This is a genomic window from Erwinia sp. L03-1 (assembly GCF_058686115.1).
Genome location: NZ_CM178762.1, coordinates 782,993 through 796,490 on the forward strand (window position 1 = coordinate 782,993; position 13,498 = coordinate 796,490).

Consider the following 13,498-nt stretch of genomic DNA (forward strand, 5'->3'; position numbering starts at 1 on the left):
TGCATATAAAGAGTGGTGTAATTAATTACCTTGCCTCATCAGTAACGCTCCAATACTCTTATTTAGGGCGTTATCGAAATAATACGTTAGCTAAGCACGTTACGCTTAGCTAAATTAAATATGGCACCAGCCATTTTAACGCGAGGATCGAATAGTGTTAATGAGTGGTTACAATAGTGGGGTTAAACGAGAAATCTACTGTAATCTTAGCTGCCTCATCACTCTCTTTGAAAAGCCATGCAGGTTCACCCGGTGCTTGTGGGGTTTTAGCAATTTCCGGAGTAAAAGTTAAAGGAAGCACGACGCTACCTTTTCCCGCATTGAGAGGAACAGTGAAAGGCAGTTCTTTTCCCGGTGTAACGGCAGTTCCATTTAGTGATATCAACAAGTTTGCCGTATCCAGCTGGGAGGCAAACGCCCGCTCGTCATTTTTGGCACTGCTTCCCGTTAATTTGATTGTACCCTGTAATGTTTTAGCCGCATTCACAATACTGCTCGACGTACTGGAACAGACAGCTTCGATGCGTGCCGTTCCATTATCCAGCTGTGTTGCATGATTCATGGCTTTCAGGGTGTCAATTTTACCGAGCGTGAAACTGGTACTTTTGAGCTCTTTTTTACAGGTTAGCGTGCCGGCTTTTTCCCATCCTCTAATACTAAGGTTGTAATTGGAGTCTGGTGTGCCATTCAATCCTTTCACCCCATCAAGCTGGAACAGGGTAACGCCCATAGAGGACTGAGAGGTGTCAATATCCCCCTCTTTTTTGAGATAGGCCTGGAAAGACATCGTTTGATGAGCGGTATTTTTGTTAATTGTCCATTGGGTATCTATCTTTCCCTTTGCCGGTGTACTGCTTGGGTCAAATGTCCCCAGATCTTTACCGTTAAAAATTAAACCCATTTTTACACCCTTTGGTAAGGTTTCCTGTCCTCTTTTAGGGTAAGGGTAAACATATACATTTTCTTTTATTTTACTGGTGCAGCTTATATCTCGGGTAAATACCGGTGATTCCCAGACTTTTTCCCCATTCTTCGTTCCCGAAAGGAAGATTAAATTATTAAGTTCGACGGGCTCAGTGATTAGCGAGTTGCTAGTGAGTTTACAGCTTAGAGCCTGTGCATGTTGAATGCTGAAAGTGGCTAAAAAAATTACTGCTATCGTGACCGGGTTTACTATTTTCATACGCACAATTCTACTCCCCTTTGTCGACCCCCTCTCGGGGATCGACATTAATTAATTTACCGTTACCCGTGGTTGTTATGCGTTCAAAAAATCATTAATTGATATTCATAACAAAATCAGCGCGGTAAAAACCAATGTTCACGGGACTGATCTCTCCAATTGCGGCGCCATCCAGCCAGACTGAAATGACATCGCGGCCGGCTTTAGCTGACGCAATCTGAACGGTGTAGACACCCTCCTTTTCAGAGACGTCGCTAAACGTAATGCTGTTCATATCCTTCGACTTGAATACGATTTTTTTCCCGGTAACTGCGTTGTTGTAGATATCAAAGGCTTTTAAAACCAGGCTGATAGTGCCATTACCATTCCCGACCGTCACAGGAACTTCGCTATAGAAGGAAGACTTGTTACTTATCTCGCCGGCAATAAACGTCACTTTAGCCTGGGCAACTGATTTACCCAGTGTGGCGGTCACGTCCCAGGTTCCTGCGGTAGTACTGGTGGCGTTAAAGGGAGCCGTACCCTCTTCGTCGGTATAGACGATAAGGCCAACCTTCAGACTGGTGTCCGTCTCACGGGCGCGCTGAAGTGTCACTTTGCTGTCAGAGGAGAGAGTGACAGCCTGGCCCCCCACCGGGTTGCCATGGGCATCGCGCACGGTCACCACCAGGGTGTCGGTGGCTTTGTCGTTTGCCACGGCATTATCGCCGGTGATCACAAGTGAGCCGATCTGTGCGGTACTGCTGTCTGCGATAAAGGTTGCCACTGCATCAACGGAGGATTCGCCCAGTTTGGCGCTGATCTTCTGCGCTGCTGCAAGGGTGCTGGTAGCAGTAAACGTAACGGTGCCATCCTTACCCGTGGTGACGGCGGGCGCGCTGAGCGCCACGCCTTTATCGGCGGTAAGGGTCACCGTCTGATCTGCCAGCAGGTTGCCGTTTTTATCCGCTACGGTGACCATCAGCGCGGCCATTGCTTTGCCGTCAGCCAGCACGCTATCGGTGGTGACCGTCAGGGCACTAACCCGGGCAGTACTGGCGTCGGCAATAAAGGTCACCGTCGTGCTGCGGGACGATTTACCGAGTGTCGCTTTGACAGAGTAAATCGCCGCGGTGGTGCTGGTGGCGGTAAAGGCGACGGTACCGTCCTTCCCGGTGGTGACTGTGGCAGCGCTGAGGGTGACGCCTTTATCGTCGGTGCTGAGGGTCACCTCCTGATCGGCCAGTCGGTTACCGTTTTTATCTTCTACGGTGACCAGCAGTGCGCCCAACGCTTTGCCGTCGGCCAGCGCGTTATCGGTGGTGACCGTCAGGGCGCTGACCTGGGCAGTGCTGGCATCAGCGATAAAGGTTACCGTGGCTTCGCCGAACGATTCACCGAGGGCGGCTCTGACTTTATACGCGGCAGCAAGGGTGCTGGTAGCGGTAAAGGTGGCGGTGCCGTCCTTACCGGTGATAACGGCGTCAGTGCTGAGCGTGATGCTTTTGTCTTTGGTAGTAAGTGTTACTTTTTGATTCGGCACCAGGTTACCGGTTTTATCCTTAATGGTGACGGTAAGCGCGGCCTTCGCGGTGCCGTCGGCCAGCACGTTATCGGTTGTGACCGTCAGGCCGCTCACCTGGGCGGTCGTAGCATCGGCAATAAAGGTTACCCTGGCGTTGCGGAACGATTCACCGAGAGTGGCTCTGACCTCATATGCCGCGGCGGTGGAGCTGGTGGCGGTAAAGGTGGCGGTGCCATCCTTAGCGGTAGTGACGCTGTCGGTACTGAGCACCACGTCACCAACACGAAGCGTCGCGCCTATACCGGCGGTAAGGTTCACCGTCTGATCCGCCAGCGGGTTGCTGTATTTGTCCTGCACGGTGACGCTGAGTTTAGCTTTGGCGGTGCCGTTGGCCAGCGCATTATCGGTAATGACCGTCAGGGCGCTGACCCGAGCGGTGCTGACGTCGGCGATAAAGGTTACCGTCGCATTTTTGGACGGTTTGCCACCCAGCCCGGCGCCGACGCTGTAAATGGTCGCGATGGTGCTGGTGGCGGTAAAGGTGGCGGTACCCTCCTTCGTGGTGGTGACGGTATCCGCACTAAGCGACAGACCCTGATCGTGAGTGAGGGTCACCTTCTGACCGGCCAGCGGGTTACCGTGCTGGTCCTGCACGGTGACACGCAGGTCAGCTGCCGCCTCGCCATTAGCGACCACGTTATCGGTGGTCACCGTCAGGGCGCTAACTCGCGCGGTACTGGCATCGGCGATAAAAGTCACCATCGTGCTGCGGGACGATTTGCCGAGGGTCGCGCTGACCTCCTGGGTCGCTGCAAGCGTGCTGGTAGCGGTAAAGGTGGCAGTGCCATCTTTCGCGGTGGTGACGCTGGCCGTGCTGAGCGTGACGCCTTCATCTTTGGTGCGGAGAGCCACCTTCTGAGCGGCCAGCGGGTTGCCGTGTTCGTCCTGCACGGTGACGCGCAGGGCGGCTTTGGCCTTACCGTTGGCCAGCACGTTATCGGTGGTGACCGTCAGGGCACTGACCTGAGCGGTGCTGACGTCGGCGATAAAGGTCACGGTCGCACTTTTGGACGTGTTACCGAGGGTCGCGCTGACCTCCTGGGCCGCTGCAAGCGTGCTGGTAGCGGTAAAGGTGGCAGTGCCGTCCTTCGCGGTGGTGACGCTGGCCGTGCTGAGCGTGATGCCTTTATCTTTGGCGGTAAGGGTCACTTTCTGAGCGGCCAGCGGGTTACCGTGCTGGTCCTGTACGGTGACGCGCAGGGCGGCCTGGGCCGTGCCGTTGGCGACCACGTTATCGGTGGTGACCGTCAGGGCACTGACCTGGGCTGTCGTGGCGTCGGCGATAAAGGTCACCATTGCGCTGCGGGACGATTTACCGAGGGTCGCGCTGACCTCCTGGGCCGCGGCAAGGGTGCTGGTGGCGGTAAAGGTGGCGGTACCGTCCTTCGCGGTGGTGACGCTGGCAGCGCTGAGCGTGATGCCGTTATCTTTGGCGCTGAGGGTGACCTTCTGACCGGCCAGCGGGTTACCGTGCTGGTCCTGCACGGTGACGCGCAGGGCGGCCTGGGCCGTGCCGTTGGCGACCACGTTATCGGTGGTCACCGTCAGGGCGCTGACCTGAGCGGTCGTGACATCGCCGATAAAGGTCACGGTAGCATTTTTGGACGATTCCCCCAGCCCGGCGCTGATGCTGTAGGCGGCCGCCGTGGTGCTGGTGGCGGTAAAGGTGGCAGTGCCGTCCTTCGCGGTGGTGACGCTGGCGGCGCTGAGCGTGACGCCTTTATCAGCGGCGGTCAGGGTGACCTTCTGACCGGCCAGCGGGTTGCCGTGCTGGTCCTGTACGGTGACGCGCAGGGCGGCCTGGGCCGTGCCGTTGGCGACCACGTTATCGGTGGTGACCGTCAGGGCACTGACCTGAGCGGTCGTGACATCGCCGATAAAGGTCACCGTGGCGTTTTTGGACGATTTATTCAACCCGGCGCTGACGCTGTAAGCGGCTGCCGTGGTGCTGGTGGCGGTAAAGGTGGCAGTGCCGTCCTTCGCGGTGGTGACGCTGGCGGCGCTGAGCGTGACGCCTTTATCAGCGGCAGTCAGGGTGACCTTCTGACCGGCCAGCGGGTTGCCGTGCTGATCCTGCACGGTGACGCGCAGGGCAGCCCTGGCCGTGCCGTTGGCGACCACGTTATCGGTGGTGACCGTCAGGTCGCTGACCTGAGCGGTCGTGACATCCCCGATAAAGGTCACCGTGGCGGTTTTGGACGAGTTACCGAGGGTCGCGCTGACGGCGTAAGCGGCCGCCGTGGTGCTGGTGGCGGTAAAGGTGGCGGTACCGTCCTTAGCAGTGGTGACGCTGGCCGTGCTGAGCGTGACGCCTTTATCAGCGGCGGTCAGGGTGACCTTCTGACCGGCCAGCAGGTTACCGTGCTGATCCCGAACGGTGACGCGCAGGGCGGCCTGGGCCGTGCCGGTGGCGACCACGTTATCGGTGGTGACCGTCAGGTCGCTGACCTGGGCGGTGCTGACATCGGCGATAAAGGTCACCGTCGTGGTTTTGGACGATTTATCCAGCCCGGCGCTGACGCTGTAGGCGGCCGCCGTGGTGCTGGTGGCGGTAAAGGTGGCAGTGCCGTCCTTCGCGGTGGTGACGCTGGCAGCGCTGAGCGTGATGCCGTTATCTTTGGCGCTGAGGGTGACCTTCTGACCGGCCAGCGGGTTACCGTGCTGGTCCTGCACGGTGACGCGCAGGGCGGCCTGGGCCGTGCCGTTGGCGACCACGTTATCGGTGGTGACCGTCAGGGCACTGACCTGGGCTGTCGTGGCGTCGGCGATAAAGGTCACCATCGCGCTGCGGGACGATTTACCGAGGGTCGCGCTGACCTCCTGGGCCGCGGCAAGGGTGCTGGTGGCGGTAAAGGTGGCGGTACCGTCCTTCGCGGTGGTGACGCTGGCAGCGCTGAGCGTGATGCCGTTATCTTTGGCGCTGAGGGTGACCTTCTGACCGGCCAGCGGGTTACCGTGCTGGTCCTGCACGGTGACGCGCAGGGCGGCCTGGGCCGTGCCGTTGGCGACCACGTTATCGGTGGTCACCGTCAGGGCGCTGACCTGAGCGGTCGTGACATCGCCGATAAAGGTCACGGTTGCATTTTTGGACGATTCCCCCAGCCCGGCGCTGATGCTGTAAGCGGCCGCCGTGGTGCTGGTGGCGGTAAAGGTGGCAGTGCCGTCCTTCGCGGTGGTGACGCTGGCAGCGCTGAGCGTGATGCCGTTATCTTTGGCGCTGAGGGTGACCTTCTGACCGGCCAGCGGGTTGCCGTGCTGGTCCTGCACGGTGACGCGCAGGGCGGCCTGGGCCGTGCCGTTGGCGGCCACGTTATCGGTGGTGACGGTCAGGGCGCTGACCTGGGCGGTCGTGGCATCGGCGATAAAGGTCACCGTCGTGGTTTTGGACGAGTTACCGAGGGTCGCGCTGACGGCGTAAGCGGCCGCCGTGGTGCTGGTGGCGGTAAAGGCGACGGTGCCATCCTTCGCGGTGGTGACGCTGGCGGCGCTGAGCGTGATGCCTTTATCTCCGGTGCTGAGGGTGACTTTCTGATCCGCCAGCGGGTTGCCGTGCTGGTCCTGTACGGTGACGCGCAGGGCGGCCTGGGCCGTGCCGTTGGCGGCCACGTTATCGGTGGTGACGGTCAGGGCGCTGACCTGGGCGGTCGTGGCATCGGCGATAAAGGTCACAGTGGTGGTTTTGGACGAGTTACCGAGGGTCGCGCTGACGGCGTAAGCGGCCGCCGTGGTGCTGGTGGCGGTAAAGGTGGCAGTGCCATCCTTCGCGGTGGTGACGCTGGCGGCGCTGAGCGTGACGCCGTTATCTTTGGCGCTGAGAGTGACCTTCTGGCCGGCCAGCGGGTTGCCGTGCTGGTCCTGTACGGTGACGCGCAGGGCGGCTTTGGCCGTGCCGTTGGCGACCACGTTATCGGTGGTGACCGTCAGGTCGCTGATCTGAGAGGTGCTGACGTCGGCGATAAAGGTCACCATCGTGCTGCGGGACGATTTACCGAGGGTCGCGCTGACCTCCTGGGCCGCTGCAAGGGTGCTGGTAGCCGTAAAGGTGGCAGTGCCGTCCTTCGCGGTGGTGATGCTGCCAGCGCTGAGCGTGATGCCGTTATCTTTGGCGCTGAGGGTGACCTTCTGACCGGCCAGCGGGTTACCGTGCTGGTCCTGCACGGTGACGCGCAGGGCGGCCTGGGCCGTGCCGTTGGCGACCACGTTATCGGTGGTCACCGTCAGGTCGCTGACCTGAGCGGTCGTGACATCGCCGATAAAGGTCACCGTGGCGTTTTTGGACGATTTATCCAGCCCGGCGCTGATGCTGTAAGCGGCCGCCGTGGTGCTGGTGGCGGTAAAGGTGGCAGTGCCGTCCTTCGCGGTGGTGACGCTGGCCGCGCTGAGCGTGACGCCTTTATCAGCGGCGGTCAGGGTGACCTTCTGACCGGCCAGCGGGTTGCCGTGCTGGTCCTGTACGGTGACGCGCAGGGCGGCCTGGGCCGTGCCGTTGGCGATCACGTTATCGGTGGTGACCGTCAGGGCACTGACCTGAGCGGTACTGGCATCGGCAATAAAGGTCACCGTGGCGTTTTTGGACGATTTATTCAGCCCGGCGCTGACGCTGTAAGCGGCCGCCGTGGTGCTGGTGGCGGTAAAGGTGGCAGTGCCGTCCTTCGCGGTGGTGACGCTGGCGGCGCTGAGCGTGACGCCTTTATCAGCGGCAGTCAGGGTGACCTTCTGACCGGCCAGCGGGTTACCGTGTTGGTCCTGCACGGTGACGCGCAGGGCGGCCTGGGCCGTGCCGTTAGCGACCACGTTATCGGTGGTTACCGTCAGGGCACTGACCTGAGCGGTCGTGGCATCGGCGATAAAGGTCACCGTCGTGGTTTTGGACGAGTTACCGAGGGTCGCGCTGACGGCGTAAGCGGCCGCCGTGGTGCTGGTGGCGGTAAAGGCGACGGTACCGTCCTTCGCAGTGGTGACGCTTGCCGTGCTGAGCGTGACGCCTTTATCAGCGGCGGTCAGGGCGACCTTCTGACCGGCCAGTGGATTGCCGTGCTGATCCCGAACGGTGACGCGCAGGGCGGCTTTGGCCGTGCCGTTGGCGACCACGTTATCGGTGGTGACCGTCAGGTCGCTGACCTGAGCGGTCGTGATATCGCCGATAAAGGTCACTGTCGTGGTTTTGGACGAGTTACCGAGGGTCGCGCTGACGGCGTAAGCGGCCGCCGTGGTGCTGGTGGCGGTAAAGGTGGCAGTGCCATCCTTCGCGGTGGTGACGCTGGCGGCGCTGAGCGTGACGCCTTTATCAGCGGCGGTCAGGGTGACCTTCTGACCGGCCAGCAGGTTACCGTGCTGGTCCTGTACGGTGACGCGCAGGGCGGCTTTGGCCGTGCCGTTGGCGACCACGTTATCGGTGGTGACCGTCAGGTCGCTGACCTGAGCGGTCGTGACATCGCCGATAAAGGTCACTCTGGCGCTTTGTGACGAATCCCCCAGCCCGGCGCTAACGCTGTAAACGGCTGCAGTGGTGCTGGTAGCCGTAAAGGTGGCGGTACCGTCCTTCGCGGTGGTGACACTGGCGGCGCTGAGCGTGACGCCTTTATCAGCGGCGGTCAGGGCCACTTTCTGATCGGCCAGCAGGTTGCCATGTTTGTCCTGCACGGTGACGCGCAGGGCGGCTTTGGCCGCGCCGTTGGCGACTACGTTATCGGTGGTGACCTTCAACGCGCTCACCTGGGCGGTTGTGACATCGCCGATAAAGGACACGTTCGCGTTACGTACGGAATCACCGAGCGCGGCCCTGACAGGGTAGGTGGCTGCGGTAGTACTGGTGGCGGTAAAGGTAGCGTTGCCATCCTTCGCGGTGGTGACGGTGGTAGCGCTGAGCGTCAGCGCCTTATCGGCGCTCAGGCTGATCTTCTGACCGGCCAGCAGGTTGCCATTTTTATCCTGTACGGTAACGCGCAGGGCGACTTTCGCCGCACCGTCAGCGACCACGTTATCGGTGGTGACCATCAGGGCTGTAATCTGGGCGGTCGTGACGTCCCCGATGAAGGTCACGGAAGCGTTGCGCACGGACTCACCCAGCGTGGCCCTGATGTTAGAGGTGGTCGCGGTAGTGCTGGTGGCGGTAAAAGTAGTCGTGCCGTCACTGCCAGTTATAACGGTAGCGGCGCTGAGTGTCAGGGTATTATCGGCGTTCAGGCTGACCTTCTGACCGGCCAGCGGGTTACCATTTTTATCCTTGACGGTGACTTTTAGGGCAGCCTTAGCCGCACCGTTAGCGACCACGTTATCGGTGGTCACCGCCAGGGCGGTGATCTCGGCGGAGGTGGCATCGGCGATAAAGTTCACCCTGGCGCTGAGGTTTGATTCACCGATGCTGGCGGTCACGTTTAAGCCAGCGGCGACGATGCTGGTGGCGGTAAAAGTGGCTGTACCGTCACTACCTGTTGTGATGCCCGTTGCCTGCAGTATCAGCCCGGTTTCTGCGCTGAGTGCGACAGACTGGTTGGGTACCGGGTTGCCATTTTTATCCTGCACGGTAACGCGCAGTGCCGCTTTGGCCACGCCGTCAGCCACCACATTATCGGCGGTCACCGTCAGGGCTGTAACCCGGGCGGTACTCCTGTCGGCGACAAAGTGAACAGTAGTCCTGGCATTTTCTGAGGATTCACCAAGGCTGGCGGTAATAGTGAAAGCCGACGCGATACGGCTGGTAGCGGTAAAGGTGGCTCTGCCGTCAACGTCGGTGGTAACCACACGGTTACTCAGGCTCACGCCGTTCTCCGCGGTTAGCTGCACTTTCATATTAGCGAGCGCGTTACCCTTCGCGTCGTTAACCCACACCTGTAAAGTATTGGTCGCCGTGCCGTTGGCGACAGCATTATCGGTGCTGACCGACAGCTTACTGATCCTTGCAGTTCGCGTGTCGGCGATAAACGTGATCGACGCATTAGCGGTGGAATCAGCAAGTGAGGCGGTGATTTCATAGGTTGCTGCAGTCAAACTGGTAGCGGTGATGATGGCACTGCCCTCGCTGCCAGTAATGACGCTGTCAGCCCCCAGGGTCAGACGCTTATCACTGCGCAGGTCGACCTTCTGTCCGGCAAGTCTGTTACCGTTCGCGTCGTTGACGATGACGCGCAGCACGTTGCGGATGTTACCGTCAGCGACTGAATTATTGGTCAGCACTTCCAGTGAGTCTATTCGGGCAGTGCGGGCATCAGCAATAAAGTGAACGGTAGCCTGGGCCGATGTCCCGCCGAGGCTGGCACTGACGTGCGAAGCGGCTGCCACCTTACTGGTAACGGAAAAGGTAGCCAGCCCGTCACTGCCTGTGATAACGCGGGTGGCGCTCAGGGTAAGATCGTTGACGGCGTCAGGCGTAACGACCTGATCGGCAAGGGCGTTGCCCCAGGCATCCGTCACGCTAACCTGGAGATCCACAGTGTCGAGACCATCAGCGATAGCATTGTCGTTGAGAACGGTCAGTGCGCTAACCTGGGCGGTGCTACTGTCAGCCATAAAGGTTAGATCTGCGCTGGCCGCCGATGCTCCGACGGAGGCGGTAACACTCATTGTGGCCGCGACGCGGCTGGTGGCGGTGATGATAGCGCTGCCGTCAATGCCAGTAGTGACGCTGGCTGCGGTAAGTTTCAGGCCTTTTGCCGCCTGAAGCGCAACCTCCTGACCGGCAACCGAGTTGCCGTGGGCATCATGTACGATCACCCGCAGGGAGCCTGTGGCGAAGCCGTTGGCGAGGGCATTATTATTAACGACCTGTAGCGTATTGATTTGTGCCGTACTGCGGTCAGCGATAAAGGTAAGGGTCGCATTCGCGGTCGAGGTACCAAGAGTGGCAGTAACGTCTGCGGAGGTGGCGGTAGTACTGGTGACGGCGATGTCAGCAGTACCCTCGCTGCCGGTGGTAACGCTTTTGGCAGGCAGGACCAGCCTCATATCGGCTCTGAGAGCGACAGGTTGGTCAGCCAGAAGGTTGTTATAGGCATCCACGACGGTGACGCGCAGGATACCCGCAGCAACCCCATCGGCGACGGCATTATCTTTGACCACCGTCAGCGAGTCGATCTTCGCGGTAGTGACGTCGCCAATAAAACTGACCGTCTTACTATCGCTGTTACCGTTTTCCATTGCGGCCAGAAGCTGATAATTACCTGCTGTCGTGCTGCGAAAACGAACGGAGACTTCCCCTGCGCTATTGGAGCTAAGCGTGGCTTCGCAGGTCGCGGCGTCATTAATGATGCACTGTTTAGAAGGACCGGACAGGGTAAATTTCACCGTCATATTACTGAGTGGGGCGCCCGCTTTATCGGTTAATAATGCGGTTGCCTTTCCTTCATCAATACCGTTGGCAACAATACTTCCGGCAGGCATTTGGGTTAAATGGATAGTATTGCTGGAACGAATAACATTTATCAGCGTTTCCTGCTGTGGGGCGGCATTGCCATGCGTATCGGTCGCGACAGCCGTGACCCGCCAGCCGTTATTCCCTTCACCTGAATAGGCAGGAAGGGTAACGGAAAGTGACGTTGGCGAGGTTTTCTGAATTTTCCCACCTGCGCTGATTAATTCCTGCGCTTCCCAGTGAATATCTTTTAAACCGTATTTAGCTCTGACGCTGGCATCAATGGATAACGTCGTCATCGCTTCACCGGTCACCGACGCGGGAAGGGAGAGGGCAATAAGATCCTGTTTACGATATTGCATAACAATATTGTAATTACGATCTACAAAATCATAACGGCTGCCGGCAAGGCTACGCATGATCCCGACCGTTCTGGGATCGATCTGATCCCGCCATGACACGCCGGTTCTGTAACTGACCGCAATATTGGCGTAATTTTCTGAGATAGTGCCTGCCTTGTGACCCGCACTTAGCGTCAGCAGAGGGAAGGGGGTATAATTAATTTCCGTGGTCACGGCGGAGGGAGAATCTTTTAAAGCTGATACGCTGGCCGAGTCATTGAGAATAACGCCTTTACCAAAGTATTTTTCATATTTCAGCGCACCACCCAGCTGAGGGTAAGCGGGCAGCCATGCCTGAGCATTAACGTCGAATCCATTTGCCGGACGCTCATCATAATCCTCCATCACACCCAGGGGGGACTGATGCCATTGTGTCAGGCGAAAATAACCGTTAGCTGAAAGCTTAAGATAATCGGTCCATCCTTCGACGCCAAGGCCGAAGCGGGCATTATCGCCCGTCAGATCGTAATCCCAAAATCCATTAATACCCAGCATCCAGCCGTCGTCTATAAAATGACGCAGGCCGCTGCCGACATTATAGGTTGTTCTCTCACTGTTACGTCTGATACCTATTTGGCTGAATAACAGATTATTTGTACCCTCCCACAGTGGAAGCAGGATATCTGCACTGCCTGTCCCGTCACTGCTGAACTGAAATTTGCTGTTGCTGCTCTGGCCCAGCCAGTCACGCAGTGCATTATCCGCCAGGCCGCTGCCGATGCCGGATATCATATTAATACCCGCCTGCGCGCGACTGTCAGCGCCTAAAACCTGCCACAGGCTCCTGATACCGGTCAGTGAGGGAGGCATTCTCGGGTCCTCCTCTGCGGTACTGGCATCAGGCGTGGGGGCAGGCTCAGCCGTGGGATCGGCCTGCGTTTCCCCTAATGAAGGCAGCGAACTCACTATGCCTGACAGGGCGTTATCGACCGGAATCTTGCCTGAATGAGTCGTCTCAGCCGGGTTTTTTTCGGTTTTTGCTGGCAGGGCGAACTGTGGGGATAAAAACCAGTCATCACCTTTTTTTGCAGGTTCTGCCTCGGTTTCTGAATAAATTTTAACCGTTTTTCCGGCGGGCTGGGCAGAGGCATCTGCCTTTGCGTCAGGCAGGGAAGGTGCCCCCTCCAGCGTAACGGAAGCGCTCCCGATATCGCCTTTTCTGAGTTCAAGAACCTGTTGGTCCAGAGAGTCAAATGCAGTGATGGCAGCATAAGCAGGCATGCCAGCAGTCAGCATGAGATGATTAAATATGACAAAATAAACTATCGGTCTGAAAAATCTGTTCATTTCCATATGACGGTTACTCATTCCATGAATAAGGCGTGACTTCTCACTGGACCAAATGACAACGGGATAACACCTGTTAGATAAAGTGTTATCCTGTCGTAAATTGTCTCAAAACTGGCGGTCAGATCTTACTTACCGCCAGCATCTTTTTTCTTATTTCAACAAACGTCTGGCTTTTAACGCGATCGCAAATAAGGTTAAGTTTGTCATTCAGCGTCAGCGTCATTAGCTCGCGTGGATCCTGCTCTAATAGATTTTCATTCTTTTTGTAATAGGAGTGTGAAGCATTGATGGCATCGAACTGTTTCCGATACATCGTAAAGGCCTCATAGTTCAGGCTCTTAAGAAGATCGAAATTATCCACGCACTGCCTGCCCTCAATTTTTTCTGCTTTAATCACTTTATTGGTAGGTGAAAGCTCAGCTTTAACCGTATTGGGTTTTGTTTCTACGCTGCTACATGATGTGACTAAAACAGACGTAAGAAGTACAAATAATGCTTTCCTGGTTATCATTTCTCGTCATCCTGGTTGAAAGAAATTAATTAAAATTCGCTGCTATTATTACGACACTGCTGACATGTACGATTTAAGAGGGGTGTCTGTTTTTGATACTGCCATTCTACAGGGTGATACTCTGAGACTGGAAAGTGTTTGTTCTTATCGTTCATTACCTGTAAGTGCGTTATTTCCTCTCATGGGGTGAAGGGCTAAG

3 protein-coding genes are annotated in these 13,498 nt (G+C 57.5%); all 3 read right to left on the minus strand.

The annotated features are described in order from the left end of the window. Positions 1 to 157: 157 nt before the first annotated feature. Entirely contained in the window at positions 158 to 1,189 is a 1,032-nt protein-coding gene (locus AC4PCC_RS03675; RefSeq protein WP_492126433.1) for a hypothetical protein, read from the minus strand. A gap of 88 nt (positions 1,190 to 1,277) precedes the next feature. After that, positions 1,278 to 12,719, minus strand: a complete 11,442-nt coding sequence (locus AC4PCC_RS03680) for an Ig-like domain-containing protein (protein WP_492126434.1) — start codon at positions 12,717 to 12,719, stop codon at positions 1,278 to 1,280. A 187-nt stretch (positions 12,720 to 12,906) separates the two neighbouring features. Then, complete coding sequence (locus tag AC4PCC_RS03685; RefSeq protein ID WP_067708971.1) at positions 12,907 to 13,299, minus strand: YuaE family lipoprotein; 393 nt, start codon at positions 13,297 to 13,299, stop codon at positions 12,907 to 12,909. Positions 13,300 to 13,498: the final 199 nt, after the last annotated feature.